At 59.2% G+C, this 26,135-nt stretch carries 25 protein-coding genes; 18 read left to right on the forward strand and 7 right to left on the reverse strand.

Annotated features, from left to right (window positions below; genetic code table 11):
- Positions 1 to 28 precede the first annotated feature (28 nt).
- Together Q666_RS45650 and Q666_RS45655 are read left to right on the forward strand one after the other, a co-directional pair.
- Positions 29 to 1,249, forward strand: coding sequence for a phosphopentomutase (locus Q666_RS45650; protein ID WP_031268897.1), 1,221 nt, complete (start codon positions 29 to 31; stop codon positions 1,247 to 1,249).
- A gap of 121 nt (positions 1,250 to 1,370) precedes the next feature.
- On the forward strand, positions 1,371 to 2,375 hold the full coding sequence (locus Q666_RS45655) for an adenosine deaminase (protein WP_022999734.1): 1,005 nt from the start codon (positions 1,371 to 1,373) through the stop codon (positions 2,373 to 2,375).
- A gap of 311 nt (positions 2,376 to 2,686) precedes the next feature.
- On the opposite strand, the gene Q666_RS45660 is transcribed toward Q666_RS45655, so the two are convergent.
- On the reverse strand, positions 2,687 to 3,943 hold the full coding sequence (locus Q666_RS45660) for an MFS transporter (protein ID WP_022999735.1): 1,257 nt from the start codon (positions 3,941 to 3,943) through the stop codon (positions 2,687 to 2,689).
- 147 nt (positions 3,944 to 4,090) lie between these two features.
- On the opposite strand from Q666_RS45660, the gene Q666_RS45665 reads away from it, so the two are divergent.
- The 7 genes from Q666_RS45665 to Q666_RS45695 all read left to right on the forward strand — a co-directional run bounded on the left by Q666_RS45665 (position 4,091) and on the right by Q666_RS45695 (position 11,333).
- Positions 4,091 to 5,332 carry a DUF1688 family protein gene (locus Q666_RS45665; RefSeq protein WP_022999736.1) on the forward strand — a complete coding sequence of 414 codons (1,242 nt, stop codon included), beginning with the start codon at positions 4,091 to 4,093 and terminating at the stop codon, positions 5,330 to 5,332.
- 65 nt (positions 5,333 to 5,397) lie between these two features.
- Positions 5,398 to 6,027, forward strand: coding sequence for a uracil phosphoribosyltransferase (gene upp, locus Q666_RS45670; protein WP_022999737.1), 630 nt, complete (start codon positions 5,398 to 5,400; stop codon positions 6,025 to 6,027).
- 107 nt (positions 6,028 to 6,134) lie between these two features.
- Complete coding sequence (locus Q666_RS45675; protein ID WP_022999738.1) at positions 6,135 to 7,034, forward strand: ribokinase; 900 nt, start codon at positions 6,135 to 6,137, stop codon at positions 7,032 to 7,034.
- A 66-nt stretch (positions 7,035 to 7,100) separates the two neighbouring features.
- Positions 7,101 to 7,607, forward strand: coding sequence for a TIGR02281 family clan AA aspartic protease (locus Q666_RS45680; protein ID WP_022999739.1), 507 nt, complete (start codon positions 7,101 to 7,103; stop codon positions 7,605 to 7,607).
- 64 nt (positions 7,608 to 7,671) lie between these two features.
- Entirely contained in the window at positions 7,672 to 9,171 is a 1,500-nt protein-coding gene (locus tag Q666_RS45685; protein WP_031268898.1) for a phosphomannomutase/phosphoglucomutase, read from the forward strand.
- 80 nt (positions 9,172 to 9,251) lie between these two features.
- Positions 9,252 to 10,250 (forward strand): aldose epimerase family protein, encoded by a 999-nt coding sequence (locus Q666_RS45690; protein ID WP_022999742.1) that lies wholly within the window; start codon positions 9,252 to 9,254, stop codon positions 10,248 to 10,250.
- Positions 10,251 to 10,304: 54 nt separating this feature from the next.
- Entirely contained in the window at positions 10,305 to 11,333 is a 1,029-nt protein-coding gene (locus Q666_RS45695) for a histone deacetylase family protein (protein WP_022999743.1), read from the forward strand.
- Positions 11,334 to 11,417: 84 nt separating this feature from the next.
- Here the strand turns inward: Q666_RS45695 and Q666_RS45700 are convergent, their stop codons facing one another.
- Positions 11,418 to 12,038, reverse strand: a complete 621-nt coding sequence (locus Q666_RS45700) for an HAD family phosphatase (RefSeq protein ID WP_022999744.1) — start codon at positions 12,036 to 12,038, stop codon at positions 11,418 to 11,420.
- An 84-nt stretch (positions 12,039 to 12,122) separates the two neighbouring features.
- On the opposite strand from Q666_RS45700, the gene phnD reads away from it, so the two are divergent.
- A complete protein-coding gene (phnD, locus tag Q666_RS45705) occupies positions 12,123 to 13,067 on the forward strand; it encodes a phosphate/phosphite/phosphonate ABC transporter substrate-binding protein (RefSeq protein WP_022999745.1) in 945 nt (314 codons plus the stop codon).
- A 27-nt stretch (positions 13,068 to 13,094) separates the two neighbouring features.
- Here phnD and Q666_RS45710 read toward each other — a convergent pair whose 3' ends face one another.
- The 5 genes from Q666_RS45710 to Q666_RS45730 all read right to left on the reverse strand — a co-directional run bounded on the left by Q666_RS45710 (position 13,095) and on the right by Q666_RS45730 (position 17,527).
- Entirely contained in the window at positions 13,095 to 14,279 is a 1,185-nt protein-coding gene (locus Q666_RS45710) for an acetate/propionate family kinase (protein WP_022999746.1), read from the reverse strand.
- A gap of 2 nt (positions 14,280 to 14,281) precedes the next feature.
- Positions 14,282 to 15,694 (reverse strand): bifunctional enoyl-CoA hydratase/phosphate acetyltransferase, encoded by a 1,413-nt coding sequence (locus Q666_RS45715; protein WP_022999747.1) that lies wholly within the window; start codon positions 15,692 to 15,694, stop codon positions 14,282 to 14,284.
- A 195-nt stretch (positions 15,695 to 15,889) separates the two neighbouring features.
- Entirely contained in the window at positions 15,890 to 16,480 is a 591-nt protein-coding gene (locus Q666_RS45720; protein ID WP_022999748.1) for a hypothetical protein, read from the reverse strand.
- A 1-nt stretch (position 16,481) separates the two neighbouring features.
- On the reverse strand, positions 16,482 to 17,036 hold the full coding sequence (locus Q666_RS45725) for a TadE/TadG family type IV pilus assembly protein (protein ID WP_031268901.1): 555 nt from the start codon (positions 17,034 to 17,036) through the stop codon (positions 16,482 to 16,484).
- 26 nt (positions 17,037 to 17,062) lie between these two features.
- Entirely contained in the window at positions 17,063 to 17,527 is a 465-nt protein-coding gene (locus Q666_RS45730; protein WP_022999750.1) for a pilus assembly protein N-terminal domain-containing protein, read from the reverse strand.
- A 527-nt stretch (positions 17,528 to 18,054) separates the two neighbouring features.
- Between Q666_RS45730 and Q666_RS45735 the strand changes: the two genes are divergently transcribed.
- The 8 genes from Q666_RS45735 (at position 18,055) to Q666_RS45770 (ending at position 26,131) form a co-directional block, all read left to right on the forward strand.
- On the forward strand, positions 18,055 to 18,243 hold the full coding sequence (locus Q666_RS45735; protein WP_022999751.1) for a Flp family type IVb pilin: 189 nt from the start codon (positions 18,055 to 18,057) through the stop codon (positions 18,241 to 18,243).
- A gap of 152 nt (positions 18,244 to 18,395) precedes the next feature.
- Entirely contained in the window at positions 18,396 to 18,902 is a 507-nt protein-coding gene (locus Q666_RS45740; protein WP_022999752.1) for a prepilin peptidase, read from the forward strand.
- Positions 18,903 to 19,295: 393 nt separating this feature from the next.
- A complete protein-coding gene (gene cpaB / locus Q666_RS45745; protein ID WP_031268903.1) occupies positions 19,296 to 20,066 on the forward strand; it encodes a Flp pilus assembly protein CpaB in 771 nt (256 codons plus the stop codon).
- A gap of 38 nt (positions 20,067 to 20,104) precedes the next feature.
- Positions 20,105 to 21,514: a type II and III secretion system protein family protein gene (locus Q666_RS45750; protein WP_035908084.1), complete on the forward strand. Its 1,410-nt coding sequence runs from the start codon at positions 20,105 to 20,107 to the stop codon at positions 21,512 to 21,514.
- A 16-nt stretch (positions 21,515 to 21,530) separates the two neighbouring features.
- Entirely contained in the window at positions 21,531 to 22,235 is a 705-nt protein-coding gene (locus Q666_RS45755) for a CpaD family pilus assembly protein (protein ID WP_208984400.1), read from the forward strand.
- A gap of 9 nt (positions 22,236 to 22,244) precedes the next feature.
- Positions 22,245 to 23,552 (forward strand): CpaE family protein, encoded by a 1,308-nt coding sequence (locus tag Q666_RS45760; RefSeq protein WP_022999756.1) that lies wholly within the window; start codon positions 22,245 to 22,247, stop codon positions 23,550 to 23,552.
- A gap of 31 nt (positions 23,553 to 23,583) precedes the next feature.
- Positions 23,584 to 25,104 carry a CpaF family protein gene (locus tag Q666_RS45765; protein ID WP_031268904.1) on the forward strand — a complete coding sequence of 507 codons (1,521 nt, stop codon included), beginning with the start codon at positions 23,584 to 23,586 and terminating at the stop codon, positions 25,102 to 25,104.
- Positions 25,105 to 25,111: 7 nt separating this feature from the next.
- Positions 25,112 to 26,131, forward strand: coding sequence for a type II secretion system F family protein (locus Q666_RS45770; RefSeq protein ID WP_022999758.1), 1,020 nt, complete (start codon positions 25,112 to 25,114; stop codon positions 26,129 to 26,131).
- Positions 26,132 to 26,135 lie beyond the last annotated feature (4 nt).

The raw sequence follows: 26,135 nt of genomic DNA on the forward strand, positions 1-26,135 counted from the left end.
CGGCAATGATAAATTTGAGGAGATGTCCATGCCTCGTGCAATTCTGTGCGTTCTGGACAGTTTCGGTATCGGCGGTGCCGCGGATGCGGAAGCCTTTGGTGATGCCGGGGCCGACACTTTGGGCCACATCGCGGCGCGTTGTGCAGCCGGTGAGGGCGACAAGGACGGTCTGCGCTCCGGCCCCTTGAACGTTCCCAACATGGACCGGCTCGGCCTGGGCGCGGCAGGGCGTCTGTCCACCGGCAAGGACGTGCCGGGCCTGGATTTCGATGGCGAGCCGGAAGGCCTGTGGGGCTATGCTGCTGAAGTTTCCAACGGCAAGGACACGCCGTCCGGCCATTGGGAAATCGCCGGTGTACCTGTGCGCTTCGACTGGGGCTATTTTCCGGAAACGATCCCGACCTTCCCGGAAGAGCTGATTGCAAAGATCAGCGAGAAGGCAGGCCTCAACGGCATCCTGGGTGACAAACACGCCTCCGGCACGGTGATCATTGCCGAACTTGGCGAAGAGCACATTCGCACGGGCAAGCCGATTTTCTATACGTCGGCAGATTCCGTCATCCAGATCGCCGCCCACGAAGAACACTATGGTTTGGAGAAGCTGTACGAACTTTGCGAGATCGCGCGTGAATCTGCCGATCCCTACAACATCGGCCGGGTGATCGCGCGACCCTTCGTCGGCGAAACTTCGGACACTTTCCAGCGCACCGCCAACCGGCGTGACTATTCGGTGCTGCCGCCGGAACCGACCTTGCTCGACCGTCTGACAGAGGCAGGGCGCACGGTCTATGGCGTCGGCAAGATATCCGACATCTTCGCGCATCAGGGCGTTGCCAGAGTGCTGAAGGGCGCAGGCAATGACCAGCTGTTTGACAAGACGCTGGAAGCCATGGATGAGGCTGCCGATGGCGACCTGATCTTCGCCAATTTCATCGATTTCGACTCCCTCTATGGTCACCGCCGGGATGTTCCGGGATATGCAGCCGCACTGGAGCATTTCGACCGCCGCTTGCCGGAAATGATTGCCAGGATGAAGGACGGTGATCTCCTGATCCTCACGGCAGATCACGGCTGCGATCCGACCTGGCGTGGCACGGACCACACCCGCGAACATGTCCCGGTGATCGCAACCGGTCCGGGTCTCGAAGGCAGAAGCGTCGGTGGTCGCAAGACCTATGCCGATATCGGTGAAAGTATCGCCGATCATCTGGGCATCGCGGTCGGTCCGAACGGCACGAGTTTTCTGTAACCGCATCCGCATTCCGGCAATCCGGTGAATCGGGCACAATAACCGCGGGCCACTCGTCCGTCCTTTCTGCGGAAAGACGGAAAACCGGCCCGCCACACACTCGAATGAGGACCCGCGGGACATGAGCGACGCCATCACGGTACCGAAGGCGGAATTGCATTGTCATATCGAAGGCGCCGCGCCACCGACCCTGGTCAAGCGCCTTGCCGACAAGCGCGGCGAGGATGTTTCGGCCGTCCTCGACGGTAACGGCAAATACATCTGGTCCGACTTCACCACCTTCCTGAAAGCCTATGACGTTGCAAGTTCGGTGTTCAGGACACCGGCGGACTACGCCCTGCTTGCAGAAACCTATTTCCGCATGCTGGCGGCGGAAGGGGCAATTTACGGCGAGATCTTCATCTCGCCAGACCATGCTCAGGCCGCCGGCCTGTCCTACCGCTCCTATGTCGAGGGACTGGCCGCCGGGATCGAGCGCGCCAAGACAGACACTGCCATCGAAGGCCGAATGATCGCGATCGGCGTCCGCCATTTCGGTTCGGCCTCCGTCGAACGGGTCATCAAGGAAGTGATCGGCAATCCGCATCCTCTGGTCACGGGCTTCGGCCTGGCCGGGGATGAACGCTCCGGCCACCCGGCCAATTTCGCGAAGGCCTTCCGCATGGCAGCGGATGCCGGACTGGGCACGACGGCACATGCGGGCGAGTTCGGCGGTCCGGACAGTGTGACCGCGGCACTCGAATTCCTGCGTGTGAAACGTCTCGGCCATGGTGTGCGGGCAATCGAGGACAAGGATCTGGTCAAGCGCCTTGTCGACGAGGAGATCGTGCTGGAGGTCTGCCCCGGGTCGAACATCGCTCTGGGCGTCTACACTCACCTGCGCTTCCACCCGGTCAACATGCTGCGCAAGGAGGGCGTGAAGATCACGCTCAACTCCGACGACCCGCCTTTTTTCGGCACCACGCTCGGCAAGGAATATTCATCGGTCACCGAAACCTTCGGATGGAGTTTCGATGATCAGATGGAAGTCACCCGCACGGCCATCGAAGCCGCCTTCTGTGATGAGCCCACACGCAAAAGGCTCCTTGTACGACTGGAAAGCGCAAAGCAGGCGCCGACGGGTTGAGGCAGGTCTTCTGCAACATGCCGGATGCGCCGCACGCTGAGTGCACGCCAGATTTGTTTCAGGCGAGGTCGCTTCGCTCACGCTGATGTCTGGTTTCCGGACCGGCGTACAGCTTTGCTGCACTTGTCCGGAATGACGTCGGCCATAGGCGCGGCTGCTTTGCATTGGCTTGGTTCAGCGAGAACTCTAGTGAGCTTTCTCGCCTTTCGCCCTCTCATCCCCAAAACCTCATCCTAAGACGCCGCTGAAGCGGCTCCTCAGAATGAGGGGAGAAGGGCGATGAATGCCGAAGGTAATGGCTTCAAGCCCCCTCAGATTTCCCCACCGGTCTCGTCCACTTCCGTGCGCGGATCGAGGCTTACCGTTTCCGGGGTCGTAATCTGCGCGGTCGAGACCGCCATCACGAAATCGGACTTGTCTTCCTGCGGAAGCGAAGCACGCTGACGCATGCGCCAGAGGGCAAAGAGCATCATGGAAAGATGCGCTGCCGCCGTCACCTGGAAGAGTGCGCCCGGATAAGTGAAGGTCATCAAGCCCGAAGCGAGCAACGGTCCAAGCATTGTACCCGCCCCGAAGATAAGCAGAAGACCGCCGCTGATCCTGAGAAAGTCACCCGGCTCTGCGTGGTCGCTCGCGTGGGCGACGATCACCGGATACATGGAATAGACCACGCCGCCGAAACCTGCGATCAGAAGAACCGTGAGGGTCGGATCGGTGCCGCCGAAGAACGACAGGCTGGACCCGAAACTCATGGCGGTTACGGCGAGACCGACCAGCACGAGGCGCCGGTCAAGCCTGTCGGACAGCATGCCGACCGGGATCTGCACCACTGCGCCGGCCAAAAGCGCCAAACTCATCATGATGGCAATCTCCGGTACGTCCAACCCGATGCGAAGTCCATATACCGCACCCAAGGTGCCGAAGGACCCGTTTGAAATGCCGACCATGAAAACCGCGACCACTGCGATCGGTGAATTGCGCCAGAGTTTTTTCGGATCCAGCCGCGCCTGTGTCAGGGGCTGGGGCGATGCGGCGGTGGACAACGCTGTCGGCAGCAGCGACAGCGAGTAGATGATCGAACCGAGAACGAAGAAGAAGAAGCCGGTCGGATCGCCAAGCGTCAGCAACATCTGTCCGGCGGTCGTCGCCCCCAGGTTGATCATCGTGTAGATGCCGAAGATCCGCCCGCGCGTTTCGCTGGTCGAACGTTCGTTCAGCCAGCTTTCCACGATCATGGCAGCGCCGGAAAAGCAGAAGCCGGTGATCGCCCGCAGCACGATCCAGACAGCGGCATCCATGAACAGGAGGTTCAGGAGAACCGAGATGCCCGCCAGCGAGGCAAGCGCCCCGAAGGCCCGCACATGGCCCACACGCTTCACGATGACCGGCACGGCCAGACAGCCGCTGACATATCCGACTGCCCAGCCGGTGCCGAGCAGACCGAGCGAGGCATCGGAAAAGCCGTTGGCGAGACCGGCGAGCGGCAACAGGAGGCCGTGAAGGCCGCCGGCGAGCAAAAGCAGTCCGGATCCGACGAGAAGGGCGGCGATTGAGACAACGGCAGACATGAAACTTCCGGTGTGGAGTGGTTGAAAGGCTTGGGTTCAAATCACACAGATGATGACCAATGACGAACCGGTTTGACAAGGTTATGGTGGGCAGATAGGCGAGGGCAGCGTCTTTTCACACAATCCTTTCCAGATCCGGCGATCTCCATGACCGATACCCAACCAGCCTTGTCCCTGTTCCGGCCGCAACATGTTCGGGAAAAGGCCTATGAGCTTTTGAAGCTCGCCACAGATGGCAAACTCGCCCATGTCGAAGCGGTTCCGGACCTGCTTGAGACAGCCCTGGCCAAGGTGCTTGAAACAACTCGGGAAAACTATCCGGATTTTCACATTCCACCCTATGGCATCTGGCGGAATTACGAGGCCGGCGGCATCGACCGCTGGGGTGCGCTGGCAAATGCGCGCGAATTTGAAACCGCCGAAGAAATGCTTGCCGCTGCAGCCGACCTTGCCATCCTGGGTACCTACATGAAAACCCGTCACCCCGAGGGCTGGGTCTTTGAAGACCGGATGACGGACACCAAGGCGACCGGTCAGGAGGCTTCGGCACTGGCCGCCTTTCACATGTTCGCGGCAGGTTCCTTTTCCGGTGAAATGACCGATCCCTATCGCGTCGATGCGCAGACGCTCGTGCAGATGGACCGGATGGAACTCTCCGAAGGCCTGCAGTGGGACGCAAGGGAAGATGACGACCTGCTCGAGGCGATGCAGCGCCATCTGAAACGCTTCGGTGAAGCGCTTGCCCTGCGGCCGGATCTTTTCGGGGAAGGGGACGAGACCCGTCCCGGCCGTCTTGCAGTCCGGATGGCAAAGGAAAGCGATGGCGTGGTTTCGGCAAGGGATCTGCTCGACCGCGTGCTGGAATCGCTTTGTCCGCTCTGGGACGGCGGCGCTGGCGACGGCAACATGGTCTATGGCGACAGCTTCGAACATTACCAGCGGGGTGCGGTTTCCGAGAGAACTGTTGTGCCGTTCCATCAGGCTGCCCAGGAGATGGTCTATTCACTGATCGAACCTCTTGCCTGGGCCGGGTTTGAAGTCTCCGGACTGGAGGCACTGACGCCACCGGCCGATCCTGCCCACGCGGCCCTGTTCCTCGACGCCGGTGTCCTGAAAATTGTTGAACCGGACACGGCACTGTCAGCAGAGGCCGAACGCGACCGGATGGTCGAAATCCGCGCTGTGGCGCTTGCCCTGACCGACAGGCTGGCCGAACTGCTGCGGCACGAGCTCAAGGTTCATCAGGATCAATTGCCGCTCACCTGCATCCTGGAAGGTGGAACCAGCCGGGCTGGCGGCATTTATTTGCAAGGACACCCGCAGGAAGCGAAAAAACTCGGGCACTTCATGAACCCGGGGTCTGTTTTTTGGTTGCCGTTCGGGGCATAGGTCCCGAACATAAAAAATCATGAGACCGGGCCGGTGTTATGGCCCCATTGAGAAGAGAGGCAGATATGTCCGGAGCCACTGTCATCAGCCACCCGCTGGTTCAGCACAAACTGAGCATCATGCGCGACAAGGGAACGTCCACCCAGGGGTTCCGGCGCCTGCTGCGGGAAATCTCCACGCTGCTCTGCTATGAGGTCACCCGCGACCTGCCGCTCGTCTACCAGACCATCGAGACGCCGCTTGCCGAAATGCAGGCGCCGACCCTGGCCGGCAAGAAGCTGGTATTCGCTTCCGTTCTGCGCGCGGGCAACGGACTTCTGGAAGGCATGCTGGATCTGGTTCCGTCGGCGCGCGTGGCGCACATCGGGCTTTACCGCGATCCGCAGACCCTTCAGCCGGTGGAGTATTACTTCAAGGCTCCGGAAGACCTGAACGAGCGTCTGGTGATCGTGGTCGATCCGATGCTGGCCACCGCCAACTCGGCGATTGCAGCAGTACAGAAGCTCAAGGAGCGCGGAGCCAACAACATCCGCTTCCTCTGCCTGCTCGCAGCACCTGAGGGCGTCAAGAATTTCACCGAGAACCACCCGGACGTGCCGGTCTACACCGCCTCCATCGACGAGAAGCTGAACGAGAAGGGCTATATCGTTCCGGGCCTTGGCGACGCCGGCGACCGTATGTACGGCACGAAGTAACAGGCCAACAGAACAGACGGCTGAAAGCGCGGAGGGAAACTTCCGCGCTTTTTTGTTGCGCTTGGGCGTGCGGTGTCTAACCTTTTGTAAAAAAAGGGGGAGGCGACATGATTACGGTCTTTGGTTCCATCAATCTGGATCTGGTCGTTGCCGTGCCCCGCTTGCCGACTGCCGGCGAAACGGTGAGCGGTCGCGATCACCAGACATTTCCAGGTGGGAAAGGCGCCAACCAGGCGTTGGCTGCCAGGCGGGCAGGGGCCGACGTTCGTTTCATCGGCGCGGTTGGACAGGACAGCTTTGCCGAACTCGCGCTGCTTAATCTGCGCGAAGCCGGCGTCGATCTTTCAGGCGTTCGCACCATGGCCGGGTCGACCGGCCTTGCCCTGATCGGCATCGATCCGGCAGGGGAAAACCAGATCATCGTTGCCAGCGGCACCAATGCGCGTGTCGAAGCCTCCTGGCTGGAAGGCGGTTTTGGGCCTGGTCAGACACTGCTCGTTCAGGGAGAGGTGCCTCTGGTTGAGGTGATCGAAGGTGCCAGGCTTGCCCGGGATGCGGCAGGCACGGTCATCTGGAACCCGGCTCCTGTGCCTGAGGGCGACCTGAGTGCTTGTCTGGATGTTGCCGGTACGATTGTGGTCAATGTGAGCGAGGCAGCAGAGATCGGAGGTCGTCTCGGCATTGCCGGTGACACGGAAACATTCGCGCTGAAGTTGGCGGAAGGTGGCCGGAACGTCATCGTCACCCTTGGTGCGGACGGTGTTCTCGCCCGTACGCCAACCGCGCGCTATCGCTTCGCTTCTCCCGCCGTCAACGCGGTGGATACGACCGGTGCGGGCGATGCCTTTTGCGGCGCCCTGGCTGCCGCTCTCGATCGCAAGACGTCCTTCGAACGTGCCTTGAAGGAAGGTGCCGCCGCCGGTGCGCTTGCCTGCACCGTGACAGGGGCCCAGTCCAGTGCACCGCATCTGGAGGATATTGCCCGGCTGGCCGACACGATTGCCTGATGCTGTTTTACAGGCCGCTAAGGAAACCGTGATAATCAGGGGGCTCACGCAACGTCGAGACCCTGCATGTCGCGCTTTGTCATCATCTTTCTGGCCTGCATGGCAATCGTTCCGCTTGCGGCGTATCTGCTGGAAAGCAGGCTTGAGGTGCTGGTGAGCAGCGACCCGGTGACCGAAGATCAGGACGTGGACGAGGCCGGCGAGCGAAGCCACCGAATATCAGCCAACAGGCAGGGGCATTTCGTGGCGGATGCCTATCTGAACGGCCGTGCGGTGGATATGCTGGTCGACACCGGTGCAACCGTCACCGTTTTGCCGGAATCGCTTGCCGAGAGCATTGGCATCTTCCTGAATTCGGCCGACTACAAATACGCGATCCAGACGGCAAACGGCACAGTTCGTGGCGCCAGGGCGACCATTGACAATTTGCGCATTGGAAAGATCCGGCTACGCAATGTCGACACACTTGTGTTGAAAGATCAAAGCCTCGGGGAACCCCTGCTCGGCATGTCCGTTCTCAACCAAATGAAGCGGTTTGACATCTCCGATGGCACGCTTGTACTGGTGCAGTGAATTGTCATACCGTGTTTAGGTAATTACCCAGTTCCGTTCTTCTTCCTTGCTTTGAGAGGCATTGATGTTTCCGAAACCGCGTCCGAAATTGGTTCCGAACACTTTTGAATATGAATCCTTTCCAATGGTGAAGCCCACGGGTTTCCGAGAATACGATGCGCGTTGGCTTTTCGAAAAGGAAATCAATCTGATGGGCATGCAGGCGCTCGGTATGGGCATCGGCACGCTCATTCACGAACGTGGCGTGCGCCCGGACATCGTGGTGGGTCATGATTTCCGGGGTTATTCCTCCTCCATCAAGATGGCGGTGATCAACGGCCTTCTGGCAGCCGGCATCAACGTGCACGACATTGGCCTGGCCTTGTCGCCGATGGCCTATTTTGCGCAGTTCGCGCTCGATGTTCCGGCGGTCGCCATGATTACGGCGTCGCACAACGACAACGGCTGGACCGGCGTCAAGATGGGCATCGACCGTCCGCTGACCTTTGGTCCCGATGAAATGGGTCGGCTGAAGGACATCGTTCTGGAAGCGGCCTTCGACCTGAAGGGCGGCGGCAGCTACCGCTTCGTCGACGGTTTCCCGGATGTCTATTTCAAGGATCTCACCGACCGGGCCAAGCTGAAGCGCCCGATCAAGGTGGTCGCGGCATGCGGCAACGGCACTGCCGGTGCCTTCGCACCGAAGATCCTGGAGGCGATCGGCGCCGAAGTCATCCCGCTTGATGCCGAGCTGGATCACACCTTCCCGCGCTACAACCCGAACCCGGAAGACATGAAGATGCTCCACGCGCTTCGTGACAAGGTTCTGGAAGTCGGTGCGGACGTCGGACTTGGTTTCGATGGCGACGGCGATCGCTGCGGTGTCGTCGACAATGAAGGCGAGGAAATCTTCGCCGACAAGGTCGGCGTGATGCTTGCGCGCGATATCTCCGCGCTTCATCCCGGTGCTCAGTTCGTGGTCGATGTAAAATCTACCGGCCTGTTCCACACGGATCCGGTGCTGAAAGCCAACGGCGCCAAGACCGACTATTTCAAGACCGGTCACTCCTATATCAAGCGCCGTGTCACCGAACTGAATGCAATGGTCGGGTTCGAGAAATCCGGCCACTATTTCTTCAACAAACCGATTGGCCGCGGTTATGATGACGGGCTCGTTTCGGCCATTGCCATCCTCGACATGCTTGACCGTAACCCGGACAAGACGATGGCAGACCTGCGCCGGGATCTTCCCAAGACCTGGGGGTCGCCAACCATGGCTCCCAAGTGCGACGACGAAATCAAGTACGACGTCGTCGACCGGGTTGTCGCCCGTTTCCAGGATATGAAAGCCAAGGGCGAAACGGTTGCCGGACAGTCGATCACCGACCTGATCACCGTCAACGGCGTTCGCGTCGTCAGTGAAGACGGAACCTGGGGCCTTGTGCGTGCCTCCTCCAACAAGCCGGAGCTGGTGGTCGTGGTCGAGAGCCCGGTTTCGGAGGACCGGCTCCACGCCATGTTCAAGGCTGTTGACGGCGTTCTGCGCGAGAACTCGGAAGTGGGCGACTACAACCAGACGCTCTGACCACTTGACCGATTGACGAAAGGCGGCGGATAGTTCCGCCGCCTTTTGCGCATCCTGCCGCCTTCTCGCCGGAGACTTTCATGATCAAGGAATTTGGGGTTCTGCCAGACGGGACCGTTGTCCAGGAAATTACGCTGGCAAAAGGGTCTCTGGCTGCCTCCATTCTCACCCTTGGAGCGATTATCCGCGACCTCAAGGTCGATGGTGAGACGGTGGTGCTGGGCTTTGACGATCTCCAGAGCTATCTGGATCATTCGCCCTATTTCGGCGTGATTGCCGGGCGCTGCGCCAACCGGATCGGCGGTGGCCGGATGACGATAGACGGGGTCACCTATCAACTCGACCAGAACGAACGCGGTATCAACCACCTTCATGGCGGCTCGCTCGGCTTCTCCAGCAGGGTCTGGCAGATAGAGCAGCACGACAAGGCCAGTGTCCTGCTGAAGCTTGTCTCCGAAGATGGCGACATGGGGTATCCGGGCCGGGTGGAGGTGCTTGCCCGCTATACGTTGACCGGCACCGGTGCGCTGCGTCTGAAAATCACCGCAACCACCGACAAGACGACGCCGGTCAATCTCACTCAGCACGCCTATTTCAATCTGGATGGCAGCAGCAATATTCTGGACCATACGCTGGAAATCGCTGCCGAGACCTATCTGCCCGTGGACGAGGCGCTGATCCCGACCGGTGAGATCCGCAACGTGGCCTGGACGCCATACGACTTCCGCGACGGGCGCAAACTGCGGCGCAAGGCGGGTGAGGAGAACGTGGTCTTCGATCACAACTTCTGCCTTGCCGATGCACCACGCGAGGGCGTGGAATTCGCTGCTGCCCTCGAAGACGGTTCCGGCAATCGCCGCATGGAAGTCTGGACGAGCGAACCCGGCCTGCAGCTTTATGATGCGCAGCGGATCTCGGTGACGGTTCCCGGGCTGGACGGCAGGCACTATGGGGCCCATGCCGGGCTGTGCCTTGAAGCGCAGCGATGGCCGGACAGCGTCAATCACGCCGGGTTCACACCGGTTTTGTTACAGCCCTCAGAGACTTATACTCATGTTACGGAATTCCGTTTTTCCTGAAATGGGTTACATTAGCGCTGCTGTGTGAGACAACAGGGGACTTGGGGGCAACTCGTGAAGACGGTTTTTTCAAACACCCAGCTCGCGCATGCACCGGCGCAGGAAATATCAGACGGCGAACTGAAGCCTGCTGTCGAGATCCCGAGCCGCGCCGAAATCGTGCTCAAGACCGTGCGGGAGCGCAATGTCGGTGAAATCGTTGCTCCGGAGGAATTCCCCGTCCGTCCGCTGCACCGGGTGCACGCCCCCGAATACGTTTCGTTTCTGGAAAGCTTCTGGGAAAAATGGACAGCCGCAGGGCGGTCGCGGGAAGCCTTTCCCTTCGTCTGGCCTATCCGCAGCCTGCGTCAGGATGTTCAGGTCGAACATATCGACGGCCTGCTCGGACGGTACTCGATGGATGCCGGTACGCCGCTCGGCGAAAACACCTACAAGGCGGCGCGGGCGTCAGCCGACACGGCCCTGACTGCGGCCCGCCTGCTTCTCGATGGCGAGAAATCGGCTTTCGCGCTTTGCCGGCCACCGGGACACCACGCGGGCTATGACTTCTTCGGTGGATACTGCTTTTTCAACAACGCTGCTGTCGCGGCGCAGTATCTTCGGGACTACGGACTGCATCGCATCGCAATCCTGGATGTCGACTACCACCATGGCAATGGCACCCAGGCGCTGTTTTATGACCGGCCGGACATCCTGTTCCTGTCGATCCATGCCGACCCTAAACACGAATATCCCTATTTTCTCGGGTTTGCCGACGAGACCGGCGAACATGCCGGTACCGGGTTCACCCGTAACTGGCCTTTGCCGCTCGGCACCGATTGGGACAGCTACACACCGGCACTCGAGGAAGCCTGCCGTTGGCTGCTGGTTTACAAGCCAGAAGCGTTGATCGTCTCGCTTGGCATGGATTGCTACGAGAACGATCCGATCTCCGGCTTCAAGTTCAAGAGTGAAGACTACATCCGGCTTGGCCAGAGGCTCGCCAAGGTCGGCGTTCCGACCATCTTCCTGATGGAGGGCGGCTATGCGGTCGACGCACTGGGGACCAATTGCGTCAATGTGCTTGAAGGCTTCGAGGGATAAGACCTCGTCGCCGGGACTTGAGTGCGACGGATCCTGAGAGGCGGCCTTGCCGCCTCCCAAATATTGGTCGCCTCCTCGTGGCAATTACCCGTTCAGCAGACCAAGCTGTTTCAGTTCCGCGCGCAGACCCTCAGCCCCCTTGAAGTGATGGGCTGACATGCCGACTTCTCTGGCAGCCTCGACATTGCGCTCGCTGTCATCGATGAAGAGGCATTGCGCGGCGGTCAGTCCGTTTCGCTCCAGCAGGATTTCGTAGATGCGAAGGCCGGGCTTGATCTCCTTTTCAGCGCCGGAGACGACGATGTCGCGGAAGCTGGTCTTCAGAAACGGAAACCGTTCCTGGGCCTGGACAAACTTGTCTTCTGAAAAATTGGTAATGGCATAAAGGGGCGTCCCCTGAGCCTTGAGCTCAGCAAGCATGTCAGGCGTACCGGGAATTTCGCCGGGCACCATGTCGTGCCAACGTTCGCTGTAGGCGGCAATAAGCTCGGCCTTGTCCGGATGCTGGCGGCACAGAACATCAACGGCTTCCGCCCAGGGGCGGCCAAGATCCTGCTGCAGGTTCCACTCCATTGTGCAGACCGTCGTCAGGAAGTCTTCGCGTGCATCGTCATCGGGAATGAGCTCGCGATAGAGATATTCGGGATTCCATTCGATCAGGACATTCCCTATATCGAAGACGACGGTCGTGATAGCATCGTTCATGTGGTCGATCCGGTTTTCTGGCGGAAGTTGTTCAAAAGGCGAGATAAAATTTTGCAAGTTTCATCAGAAGGTTATGTTGGCAATATGGCACTTGTAAATCACCTGTTCCGCTGGCTGGCCCCCATTCTCGCGACAGTCTTTCTCACCGCTGCCACTGCCAGTGCACAGGATCCGGAACCCCTGCCCGATCGGCTGCGCCTCGGTGTTGTCGTGGCGGCAGATGAAGGGGCCCGCGACCGGGTGGAGCCTTTCCGCCTTGCGCTTGAGGAAATTGCCGACCTGCCGGTTGACCTCTTTCTGATGGATACCATGGCCGATGCTGTTGAGGCGCTTGCTTCCGGAAAGATCGACTATGCTCGCCTTTCACCATCTGCTTATGCTGCCGTGCATCAGCTCTGCAGTTGCGTTGAGCCGTTGGTCACCGCCGCTCCGGATGATTTTCCGGCGCGCTTTTACGCCATTCTGATCGCGAAGCGCGGCGCAGAGCAGGGAACCCTGGCAGACCTCAAGGGGAAGCGCCTTGCTGTCGGTGGTACCCACTCCGTGACCGGTTATCGTGTTCCGCTCGCCAATCTGGCGGCTGACGGTGTCGACGCGCGCGCGCATTTCAGCACTCTTGTTGAGGTGAAGGACCCTGTTGAGGGCCTCCGCGCCGTTCTGGACGGCCGGGTCGATGCGACCCTTGGCTGGTCGTCATTGGCGGGGGAGGCAAAGAATGGCTATACGGCCGGAACACTCAATGATTTTTATGTTTCGGGAGAACGCGGTTTCAAGGATCTGGAAATCGTCTGGCGTTCGCCGCCGATCCCCTATTCCGCTCACAGCGTGCGCAAGGATTTGCCTGACGCGTTGAAACGGCGTCTCAGGGCCGGATTGATGGACATGCGCCGGGAAGCACCCGACGCCTATCTGGCCATAGAACCGGACCTGCCGGGCGGTTTCGAGCCTGTGGTGCATGCCGACTACCGTCCGGTGCTGCGCACTTACGAGGACGATTACGCCACGCTGCTGGATCCAGCAGGCCGCTGAAGAAACCCTGCACCGGTTGAACGATCGTCAGGCACCAGCGGCGGCGCTGCCCAGAAGCCGTTCGGTGTGGCGCCGGATCATTGCTTCTTCGTCGGTTGGAATGACCAGTACATTGATGCTGGAGTTATCGGTGGAGATTATCTCTGCTCCTGCGTCGTTCCTAACCGGGTCGATTTCAAGACCGAGCCATTCCTGACCGGCACAGACCTTCTCACGGACCAGGGCAGCGTTCTCGCCGATCCCACCGGTAAAGACCACGGTGTCGAGGCCGCTCAGAACGGCGGCCATGCCTCCGAGTTCCCGCCGGATGCGGAAGACGAAATAATCGATGGCTTCGGCGGCTTTCGGATCGTCGCTCTGCGTCAAGGTACGCATGTCCTGGCTGATGCCGGAAAGCCCCTTGAGCCCGGACTGCTTGTACAGCAGATCGGAGACCGCATCGGGGTTCATGCCCTTTGTCGTCAGCAGGTACAGCACCACACCGGGATCAAGCTGCCCGCAGCGCGTGCCCATCGGCAAGCCGTCGAGCGCTGTAAAGCCCATGGTCGAGCCGATGCTCTGGCCTTCTCGAATAGCGCACATGGAGGCGCCGTTGCCGAGGTGGGCGACGACTAACCGGCCTTCATAGATTTCAGGATGAGCCTGCTTCAGATAGGAGCATATGTACTCGTAGGACAGGCCGTGAAAGCCGTAGCGGCGTACACCTTCGTCATAGAGAGGCCGAGGCAGGGCGAAGGTATCGTTGACCCATGGGTGGCTGCGATGGAAGGCGGTATCGAAACAGGCGACCTGCATGGCCTCTGGAAACGCTTCCCTGGCTGCAGTGATCCCTGCCAGGTTATGCGGCTGATGCAGGGGCGCAAGCGGTTCGAGCGCCTTTAGGTCCTCAAGGATCTCAGCCGTCAGGCGAACCGGTTCGGTGTGGGTGACACCGCCGTGCACGACCCGATGACCTACTGCATCGACACTGCGTCCTCCAAGTTCCTGTTCCAGAACCGGCAGGAGCGCTGCGAGCGAAGCCCCGTGGCTTCTGCCTTCGTCCGCGGACAGTTGCCGGTCCACCCTTGTGTCGGAAACTCGTGAGGCAAGGGAGATATGCGGCTGGGCACCCAGTCCGGAAATCTGCCCCTTGAGTTGAACGGTGTTACCCGAATAGAGGGTGAACTTGATCGAGGATGAGCCCGAATTAAGGACAAGAATGACCGGGTCCATGGTTACTCGCCGTCCCGGTCGAGGATACCTGCCGGATTGCCGGTTGCCTGCCAGTGCATGTAGAGCAGGGCGAGGGCACAGGAGGCGAGGCGGGCCCGGCTGTCGTCGGCTCTGCTCGTCAGCATGATGGGGACCTTCGCTCCGATCACCAGCCCGGCCGCTTCCGCATGGGCGATAAAGGTCAATTCCTTCGCGAGCATGTTGCCCGATTCCAGGTTCGGTACGATCAGGACCTCTGCGTGTCCGGCAACAAGCGAGGTGATGCCCTTGGTCCGGGCTGCCTGCACATCGACCGCATTGTCCATTGCCAGGGGACCGTCGACGATCGCACCGGTGATCTGTCCACGTTCGGCCATCTTGGAAAGAACCGCCGCATCGAGACTGGACGGGATCGCCGGGTTTACGGTTTCGATGGCGGACAGGACCCCGACGCGCGGCATTTCCAGTCCGAGAGACAGGGCGGCATCAATGGCGTTCTGGGTGATGTCGACCTTGGTGTTGAGGTCGGGCGTGATGTTGATTGCAGCATCCGAAATCAGGACCGGGGTCTTGCGGCCCGGGATGTCCATCACGAAGACATGGCTGATACGCCGCTTGGTTCTGAGCCCGCCATCGCGTTTGACCACGTGGTGCAGAAGATGGTCGGTGTGAAGGTGGCCCTTCATCACGGCCTTAACCCGGCCTTCATGGACCAGCGCAACGGCACGGCCGGCTGCTTCCATTTCATCTTCGATATCGATCAGCTCATACGGACCGAGATCTTCATCAAGTTCTTTGGCTGCAGCTTCAATCCGGCTCTTCGCGCCAATCAGAATCGGCATGATCAACCCCTCGCGGGCGGCCATCAAGGCACCTTCCAGCGAGTTGGGATCGTCCGGTGCAGCCACCGCGGTCGGCAAGGCAGGCAGGGTCTTTGCCAGTTCGATCATCCGATTGAAGTGCCGGTGGCGCTGCACCAGGATCGCCGGAATGTCGCTGGAATCGAATTCGATAAGCTCTGTCGGCGCGGCGACTTCGGCAACGCCTTCAACAAGGCGGGTACCGTCTCCCCGTGTTACCGACATGTCGAACAGGACAATGTTGTCCGGACGTTTTTCGGTTGCCGTAACCCTGACATGCAGTTTGTCGCCGACCGCAGCTCCGCTCAGAAAGCGGAACGACTGCGCCTTGTAGATCGTGCCGGGGCCGGGAAGGATGTTGCCGAGCACCGCGGAGGCAAGCCCCCCGACCCACATGGCCGGTGCTACCGGTTTGTCGACCAGGCCATCGCCGGTCCAGTCCGTGTCGGGAAGATGTATCGGATTGTGATTGCCGGAAGCGTGCGCGAAAACCAGAAGGTCGTTGGAGGAGCATTCGCGGACGATTTCTGCGGTATCGCCGACCTTGATCTGATCGTAAGTCTTGTTTGTCGCCATCGGTTCAAAAATCCCATACTTAAAAGCGCATATTGCGACGCAGCATTCCGGAGCAGATTAGCCGGAATGTGCGACGTTACAAATACGGGAGTTAGCGTAGGCGCGTGTCCGGCCGATTGAAACGGGATCACGTCACGCGAAACAGACAGGTTCTGGCGCTGCAGTTCCCGTTTCCAAGACCTTGGGCGTATATCTTCAGCAGGCCGGACACTTGACGGTATCGGTCAATCGCGGGCGCAGATAATAGGTATCGCTCAGGTCGATCGAGGATGCCCGGGAAAAATACTCGGTAAAAAGCCCGGAGAACGTCGGCACATAGTTCAGGTTGGTCTGCGTCACGACGATGGAAGTGTTCGCTGCGGCCACTGTGGCGGGCAGTTCGATTGGCGGTGTCGACCCTTCCGCCCACGGGCTGCCGCCTTTGGACGAATAGCTCCAGTCGACAGCGGGATCACCGTCCTCGTCGAAGGTTACACTGGCGACAATCGTTTCCAGATTGGTATCCGGATAAGGATCCAGGATCTTGCCACCCAGAGCCATCATGGCGCTCAGGTCGGCAGGGGTAATGGTTTGTGCCTGGGCCACAAGGTCGGCGACCGAGTTGGCTATGCGGCTGACCTTGCGGTCATAGTTCAAGGTGCCGGTGACCTCTTCCATGCCGATCAGCAGGATCAGCAGAAAAGGCAGGATCATCGAAAACTCGATTGCGGACACGGCGCGCTTGTCGGCGTGGAAGCTCCTCAGTCCGGCAAGCCGGCGCCGGAAGTGGCCGAAATGACGAGGCATCTTAGTTCCAGGGTTCATTTCGAAACACCAATGTAGAGGTGAGATAGCGTTCGCTGCCATGATCGGCGAGGTTGAGCGACAGGAGCGACGTGATCATGGGCCACCTGTAGATGACGTTGACCACGACGATCTCGCCCGCACCGGCGTCTTCGTAGTTGGACTCTTCCTTCAGGTTGCCGTCTTCATCGTAAAGACTTTCGCCGGCGGATTTGGCCAAGGCAAAAGCATCGACCTTGTCGACGTCGACCACTAGGCGATCCAGTGAACAGAGAAAGTCCGGCAGGTTACCGCAAATCCGGGTCTTGAAGGTGGCAGCGTCATAACCGCCATCATGTGCCTGGCCAGTGCGGATTTCGCGGGACGCATTGATCACGGCATTGTCGACCATCCGGTTGACGAAATGGGACAGGCCCACCTCGATGATCCCGAAAACGACTGTAAAGAAGGGCAGGGCGATCAGTGCGAATTCGACGGCTGTAGCGCCACTGTCGTTCTTGCCGAAGGACGCACGCCCTCTTTTCCGTCTCGAGACGAGGAGCCGTTTCAACAAGCGCATTCGGTGACTACTCCGTTAGGGGACCGTTACTGCTGCCCGCCGGCTGCCTTGGTCGCCAAATCATTGCGTGCGCTTGCCTGATCTGCGGTTTCCTTGAAGGCTTCAATTGAGTCCCCGAGGCGCAGGACCGGTTCGCATGCCGGATTGCAGGACAGCGATTCCCGCGAGGCCTTCCTGTATACGGAGACGACGTCATCATCCGACGCCTTCACCGTAATGACTTCGTCGACGATCGGCTTGTTGTCACCGTCAAGGATCACGAGGTTTGTTGTGCCGTAGCTCTTGCCGGTAATGACGACGGTGTTCTGATCGAACATCGCGACGTCCGCGATAAAGGGGTTGCCGACAATAACCGCCGCGGCGCCGTCCTCGATCCGAAAGACCTTGGCGCGATCGACCGTAACAAGCACAGGGCCGTCCTGTGCGACCGCAACGGTCGCGCCAAAGGCAACGGCGAAAACGCTTGTCCATCTGATTAGCTGCGCAAACATGCCTATGGATACTCCAATTGTGCATTTCCATAGAAGATCATGCGTCAAACGTGGTGAACGATCTGCTAACGACCCGGCGAAGGAAGTGTAAATGGATGTTCTTTTGCTTTTTCAGGGACAATTCTACGTTTGTTTTGCCTTTATTCGTGGATGCGTGGATATTCTTCTCCCTCGGTAAAATTTCAGAGGCGGGAAGAAAAATAGAAGTTCGGGGAATTAGCGTATAAGGCCGATCAAGCCCAAAATAAAATCTAAGAAACAAACTGGACAAATCGCGTGAGTGTGTAGATAATTCTGTATGAGATTAAATTATACGTGTTTATATTAAAGTTTTTTGATCGTATTAACGAAACTTTATTTATACGTCTTGTTAACTATAGTAATAATTGCCAGCATTCTTTTTGGTCGGGATGGTAAATTTAACTGCTTGGAAAGCTCTCTGTCCTAGGGTGAGCCTATGTCCAATCGGACACAAAAGATCCGACGGACTTGAAGCTGTCAATTCAGTGGTACTTGGAGCAAAACACATGAAATCTCTTATCAACCGTTTCGTAAAAGACGAATCTGGCGCAACTGCAATCGAATACGGCCTCATCGCTGGCCTGCTGTCCATCGTCATCATCGGCGCACTGGCAGCAACCGGTACGTCCCTGAGCGCGATCTTCACCCGCATTCAGACGCAGCTCGGCGTTGCAGCTACCGACATCGCTTCCTAAGCGTCGTCTGGCGGCTCAAGCTGCCAAACAGGTTGAACAAGAACGGGCGGTTTTTCCGCCCGTTTTTTGTTCTGCCGTGCCGTATTTCCGCGAAATGTTAACCTCTGCCCCCTAGCCTTGAGGCATCAGGTTTTCAACGAGACGAATGTTCCATGGTTCAGGCCGCAATTCTCGTCATTTTTCCGATGCTGGTCGCCTTTGGCGGCGCATCCGATCTGCTGACAATGACTATCCAGAACCGGGTTTCCCTGCTGCTGATCGCTGGGTTTGCCATTCTGGCGGTCGCGACAGGCTTGCCGTTGCAAGCCTGGGGGATGCATGCTCTCGCATTTGCTGTCGTCTTTGCCCCGTGTTTCCTGTTCTTCGCCTTCGGATGGATGGGCGGAGGCGACGTCAAGTTCATCAGTGCCATTGCGCTCTGGATTGGCTTTTCGCACGAACTGCTGATGTTCGTTCTCTTTGTTGCTGTCTATGGCATGTTCCTGACGCTGGGGCTTTTGGCCTTACGGCAGAATGCGGTGGTGCCGTCCGTGCTTTATCGGCAGGAATGGTTCGCTCGTCTGCACGACAGCAAAAGCGGCATTCCCTATGGCATCGCAATCGCGATTGCCGGTCTTCAGGTCTATTCCTCTACTTATTGGTTCGACCTCATTCGTTGAGGTCTGGTCCTGATGGGCTTTGGCTGCCGGGTCGAATCGCGCCTGGCCGAAGACCTGTTGGTGTTCGACTACCGTTATGGGTCATCACTTTGAAGTGAGCCATTTGCCCCTGGTTGGCAAATGCTAGCCGGCGAACGGATTTTTCCGCTTCAGGCCGAAGCAATCCAATTTGTCTGCAGGTGTTTCAGACAAGCAAAAACACGGTCTTTGAAGCTGTGAGGCGGTGTTGTGGCCCAGTATTCGTTGCAGAATGCATCAATTTAAGAAAGTGTTCAGTAAAGTTAACGAATATTAACCGAAAACATCCATATCTGATTAACCATGTTTTGACCAATTACCCCTCATCCTAGTCGGGAACAGCGCATGTGCGCATTGGAATATTGGGTTTTGGTCATGAAAATCGCGCGAATTTTCGTCCTGGCAATTGCTGTAGCGGCAGGCATCATCGCTTTCCGCATGGTCATGATGTCGGGCAACAAGCCAGCAGAGCCTCAGATCGTACAGGCACCTGCCGCCGAGCAGACCAAAACGCAGGTTTTGGTTGCCCAAAGGGATATTCCGCTCGGTGCCAAACTCACGGCGGACGACATGAGCTGGGCGAAATGGCCTGAAGATGCCGTTCCCTTCGGAGCCGTAACGAAAGAGGCCTCGCCTCTGGCCAACGAGGAATATGAAGGCCGAATCGCCCGGGCACCGATTTTTGCAGGTGAGCCCGTTCGCCCCGAGCGTCTTATTAATACCGACAAGGGCTTCATGGCGGCGATCCTGCCCAAAGGCAAACGCGCCATCGCCGTCAGCGTGGAAGCGGAAACAACGGCAGGCGGTTTCATTCTGCCGGGCGACAAGGTCGACCTGATCCTGACCCGCAAGTCGGATACGGGCGCTCTCAGCGAAACGATCCTGGAAAACATCCGCGTCCTGGCAATCGACAGCACGACCGCAGGCGAGCAGGACCAGAAGAACCTGTCACCAAAGCGCACGGCCACGCTGGAACTGACCCTGCCTCAGTCCGAGGTGGTCGCTCAGTCGCAGCAGATCGGCACGATCGCGCTTGCCTTGCGCAGTGCCCAGGATTCCGCCGATGACGCGGACGATGAGGGCGGTCGCCGCCGAGGTGTCAGCTACGTGAAATATGGCGTGACAAGCCAGGCAGGTGCGCAATGAGCCCGGTTGAAAACAGAACGTCCAGCAAGAGGGGCGCGATGAAAAACTATCTTCACAAGCTGGCTGCCACGACTGTTTTGCTCGGAGGGCTGATGGGCGTGTCGGCTCCGGCAGCGCTGGCGGAAGGCAACTTCCCGAGCCAGGTCCATATCGCCGCCGGCGAAAGGGCAACGGGCCGCATCCTGAACGTCGGTGTCGGCCGGTCGGTGGTGGTCAATCTCGCGGAAGACGCAGCCGATGTGCTGGTGTCCAACCCGGAAATCGCGGATGCCGTCCTCAGAACACCGCGCCGCATCTTCGTGATCGGCAACACCGCGGGTCAGTCTCGACTGGTTCTGTTCAGTCGCAGCGGCCGGGAGCTGGCCAGCTTCGACGTCCGTGTCGAAAAGGATACATCCGATATTACCCGGATCATCCGGAAGCTTATTCCCGGTTCCAACATTTCCGCAGAATCGATCAACGGCAGTGTTGTGCTCAGCGGGACGACCAAAAGCACGCTGGAAGCCCAGCAGGCAGCGGATATCGCGGCGAAGTTTCAAGGTGCCAAGGGCGCAAGCGAAGTCATCAACCTGATTTCCGTCGCCGGCAAGGATCAGGTTCACCTGAAGGTCACGGTCGCGGAAGTCGAGCGCTCGATCATCAAGCAGCTCGGCGTCCAGTTCCAGGGCACCATCGGCGTTGGCAATTTCACGCCCTTCATGTCCAGCCTGCCGAACTTCACCGTGAACCCTTCCATCGTGAACCAGGCAGTTGGCGGTACGCAGCTGTCTGCGGGAGCGACGAGCATCACCGCACAGGTGGAAGCCCTGCAGCGTGAGGGCGTCATCCGCACACTGGCTGAGCCGACCCTGACCGCGATTTCCGGCGAAAACGCAAGTTTCCTCGCAGGTGGCGAATTCCCGATCCCGATTTCCCAGCAGGACGGCGAGATCAGCGTCGAATTCAAGAAGTTCGGTGTCGGTCTCGACTTTACGCCCGTGGTTCTATCCGAAGGTCGGATCAGTCTGCGCGTGAAGACCGAAGTCAGCGAACTGAGCAACGATGGCGCGGTCTCCGCAGGTGGGATCACCATTTCCGCCCTGAAAGTACGCCGTGCGGAATCAACCATGGAACTGCCGTCCGGCGGCACGCTGGTGATGGCCGGCCTTCTGCAGGAATCCTATCAGCAGGCGATCGAAGGTGTTCCGGGGCTGATGCAGATCCCGATCCTGGGCGCGCTGTTCAAGAGCCGCGACTTCCTGCGTGAGCAGACGGAACTGGCGGTCTTCGTGACGCCCTACGTGGTTCAGCCGGTTGCAGTGAGCAAGCTGCAGCGCCCGGACAAGAACCTGATGGCGCCGTCGGATGCCGAGACGATTTTCCTGAACCGGCTTAACAAGATCTACAACCCGACCGGAGCCGCCGCCGAAGGCATCTATCACGGTCAGGTTGGCTTTATCTACAAGTGAGAACGGACGGATGAACATGTCAAACACGGTCCGCAGCAAGACGCTCTCGCAAACCGCACTTGTGGTCTTTGGGTGCCTGATCGCAGCCGGCTGCCAGAACCAGTCGCAGAGCCAGCTTCTGGCGTCTCACGACTACAGGCTGATGCACCCGATCGTGATCACCGAAGAGCCGGAAACGCTGGATCTCCCTGTTGGACGCAACACGCGTAACATCAACGGGCCGATCGAAAGCACCATTGCCGCCTTTGGCCAGCAGTCCCGGCAAAAGGGCGATGGATCCGTCGAGATCCTGGTGCCGTCTGGTGGGGCCAACGAGGCAGCGGTTCATTCCATCACGCCGAAGATCCGTCAGGCATTGCAGCGCGGGGGCGTTTCAAGGAACAGGATCAGCACCCGAACCTACTCGGTAGGTGATCCCGGCGCGGATGCACCGATCCGCTTGTCCTATGCGCGCATGCAGGCAACTGCGGGCGAGTGTGGGGCCTGGCCGAAAAACATCGGTGGCGGCTTCGGCGAAAACATCAACTACGAGAACTTCGGATGTGCCAGCCAGGCGAACCTGGCGGCAATGGTCGACAATCCGTCCGACCTGATCACGCCGAGAGCATCCGATCCTTCCGATCAGGGCCGGCGTGCTGTGGTCATAGAAAAATACCGGAAGGGCGAAGTCACCGCGGGTGACTTCAACGAAGGTGTCGGCGCCGAAGTTGCCGAGGACTAGGGGATAGCTATGAGTGCCAACCCAGACTTGAAAGATATGTCCGGCTACATGGATCCCATTTCCGAGCCTGCGGATAACAACTATGCGGGCAGCGACGATGGTCTCCATATCGGCTCCATCCCGCGCATCACGGTGCACGGCTTCTGCCTGACCGACGCCACCATGCGGGTGGCGGAAGCAGCCATGGAAGACCGGCGCATGGCAAAGGCGCACCTGAAGCTGGATATGGGCGGTATTCCGGCGGCGATCGAAACCTTCGAACAGGCTCCAACACCGAACCTGATCATTGTTGAGACGTCCGGCAGGCGGGAAGACCTTCTGTCGAGCCTCGATCATCTGGCGGAATACTGCGACGCCGGTACAAAGGTGATCGTCATCGGCGATGTCAACGATGTCATGCTGTATCGCGATCTGATTTCCCGCGGCGTCAGCGAGTATTTGATAACGCCTGTCAGCGTGTTCCAGCTGATCGGCTCAATTGCCAACCTTTATGCCGATCCCGAGGCTGAGCCGCTTGGCCGCACCATCGCGTTCTTCGGCGTAAAGGGAGGCTGCGGTGCTTCGACAATCGCTCACAACGGGGCCTGGGCACTTGGCCGCGTGTTCCAAAGCGAGGTCGTGGTGGCAGATCTGGATCTGCCTTTCGGCACTGCCGGGCTGGATTACAATCAGGATCCACTCCAGGGCGTTTTCGAGGCCGTGTCTTCTCCGGAGCGCCTGGACGAAACGTATCTCGATCGCATCCTGTCCAAATGCAATGAGCACCTGAGCCTGCTGGCCGCACCGGCAACGCTCGAACGCACCTACGACTACAGCGAGAAGTCCTTCGACCTGCTGGTCGAGACAATGCGCGCCGGGGTGCCGAGCGTCGTGCTGGACGTGCCGCATTCCTGGAATGCCTGGGTCAAGAACACACTGCTTGGCGTCGACGAGATCGTGCTTGTCGCGGAGCCGGACCTTGCCAACCTTCGCAATGCCAAGAACGTTGTCGACATGTTGAAGCAGCTGCGGCCGAACGACCGACCGCCGCATCTCATCATGAACAAGGTCAACGTTCCCAAACGCCCAGAGATCAAGCCGGAAGAATTTGCCGGAGCACTCGGCCTGTCGGTTCACGCGATAATCCCGTTCGAACCGCAGCTGTTTGGAACCGCCGCCAACAACGGTCAGATGATTGGTGAGATTGACGGCAAACACGCGATTGCGCGCGTGTTCGATGACCTGGCACACACCATCTCCGGCAAGGCCCAGCCCGTAAGGGCGTCCAGGTCGAGCCTCGGTGGTTTGCTTTCGAAACTGAAGCGGAAGGCCGGCTAGGCCGGCCTGAGAGCGGAGCAGATAGTTCGTTATGTTTGGTAGACGTGGCAGCTCATCGTCTGGACCCCAGACCCTTCGGCCAAGTGGCATACCCGGGTTGCAGGACACGCCTGCGCCGGCGGAACAGGCTAAACAGCCGGAACAACCGGCGCCGCAGAAGATCCAGACCGAGCCTTCCCAGCCGGCGGTCGCGCCGACACCTCCGCCACCGCCTCCGCCGCCCGAGCCTCAGCCGGCTGCCCCGGCAGCACGGAAGAAGAACAGCGAATATTACGAAACCAAGGCCCAGATCTTCAATGCGCTGGTCGAGGCGATCGACCTGTCACAGCTGGCTCGTCTCGATGCCGAAGATGCCCGCGACGAGATCCGCGATGTCGTGAATGACATCATCGCGCTTAAAAACGTGGTGATGTCCATTTCAGAGCAGGAAGACCTGCTGGAAGACATCTGCAACGACGTACTTGGTTATGGTCCGCTTGAGCCTCTGCTGGCTCGCGACGACATCGCCGACATCATGGTCAATGGCGCGCACACGGTCTATATCGAAACCTCCGGCAAGGTTGAGCAGACCGGTGTGACGTTCCGCGACAACGCGCAGTTGATGAACATCTGCCAGCGCATCGTGAGCCAGGTCGGCCGCCGCGTTGATGACAGCAGCCCGATCTGTGACGCCCGTCTTCCCGACGGCTCCCGTGTCAACGTTATCGCGCCACCGCTCGCCATCGACGGGCCGGCCCTCACCATTCGTAAGTTCAAACGTGACAAGCTGACGCTTGACCAGTTGACCAAGTTCGGCTCGATCACGCCGGAAGGGGCGACGATCCTGCAGATCATCGGCCGTTCACGCTGTAACGTGCTGATTTCCGGCGGTACCGGTTCGGGCAAGACGACGCTGCTCAACTGTCTGACTGCCTATATCGAGAGCACCGAGCGCATCATTACCTGCGAAGATTCGGCCGAACTGCAGCTGCAGCAGCCGCATGTGGTGCGCCTGGAGACGCGTCCGCCCAACCTGGAAGGGGAAGGCGAGATCACCATGCGCGATCTCGTCAAGAACTGCCTGCGTATGCGTCCTGAGCGGATCATCGTGGGCGAAGTGCGTGGCCCGGAGGCATTCGATCTCCTGCAGGCCATGAACACCGGTCACGACGGCTCCATGGGAACCCTGCACGCCAACTCCCCGCGTGAAGCCCTGTCCCGTCTGGAATCCATGATCACCATGGGCGGTTTCTCGCTTCCGTCCAGAACCCTGCGCGAGATGATCGTCTCGTCCATCGATGTGGTGGTCCAGGCGGCGCGTCTTCGCGACGGTTCCCGCCGCATCACCCATGTGACGGAAGTAATGGGCATGGAAGGCGACATCATCACCACACAGGATGTCTTCCTCTACGACATTGTCGGCGAAGACCCGAACGGCAAGATCATCGGCCGCCACCGCTCCACCGGAATCGGTCGTCCGAAATTCTGGGAGCGGGCAAGATACTTCGGCGAAGAAGCCCGTCTGGCACAGGCTCTGGATGCTGCCGAGATGCCTGAATATGTAGCTGATTGAGGACCCCATGTCCGGACTTGAAGAGTTTCTCACGCCTGAAATCACCGGCCTGGCCGTCGCCGCCCTGGTGATGCTTGCCGTTGGCGGCATCATCTACAGCCTGTTTCAGCCTGCTCTGTCCGGCTCCAAGCGGCGCGATCAGCGCGTGAACGCGGTCGCAGCGCGGCCCCAGAGCGAAAATCAGCGCAAGGCCCTTCGTGATGTCGACCGGCGCAAACGGTCGATCCAGGATCAGCTGAAGGAATTCGAGGTACGGCAAAAGGCCAAGCAGGACAAGCAGCAGAAGGTCTCACTGAAGGTCAAGATCGAGCAGGCCGGCCTGGCCTGGGAGACCCATCATTTCGTGATCTTCAGTATCGTTGCCGGTCTGGTCTTCCTGATCCTGGGATTGATTTTCAGCGGAAATCTGCTCATTGCGGCAGCCTTCGGCTTTGCCGGCACGCTGGGTTTCCCCCGCTGGTACGTTTCCAGCAAGCGCAAGCGCCGCTTCAACGCGTTTCTCGACGAGTTGCCGAACGGCGTCGACATCATCGTGCGCGGCGTCAAGGCCGGTCTGCCGCTCAGCGACTGCATCAAGGTGGTTGCCCGCGAAGCCCGCGAACCTGTCGCGACCGAGTTCCGCAAGATCACCGAAACCCAGATCATGGGGATTTCGCTTGCCGAAGCGGTTGGCAAGTTGCCCGAACGAGTTCCGCTGGCAGAAGCCAACTTCTTTGCCATCGTGGTTGCCATTCAGCAGAAGGCTGGTGGTGGCCTGGCCGAAGCATTGAACAACCTGTCCAAGGTGCTGCGCGGCCGCAAGGCCATGAAGCGCAAAATCAAGGCACTCAGCGCCGAAGCGAAATCCTCCGCCGGGATCATCGGTTCATTGCCGTTTTTCGTCGGCGGGATCATGTACCTCATTTCGCCGAACTACATTCTGGTTCTTTTCGAGACCACGGCCGGAAACATCATCATCGCTGGCTGCCTGTTCTGGATGTTCTGCGGCATCATGGTGATGCGCGCGATGATCAACTTCGACTTCTAGGAGA

The organism is Labrenzia sp. C1B70 (assembly GCF_000475395.1).
Classification (GTDB): domain Bacteria; phylum Pseudomonadota; class Alphaproteobacteria; order Rhizobiales; family Stappiaceae; genus Roseibium; species Roseibium algicola.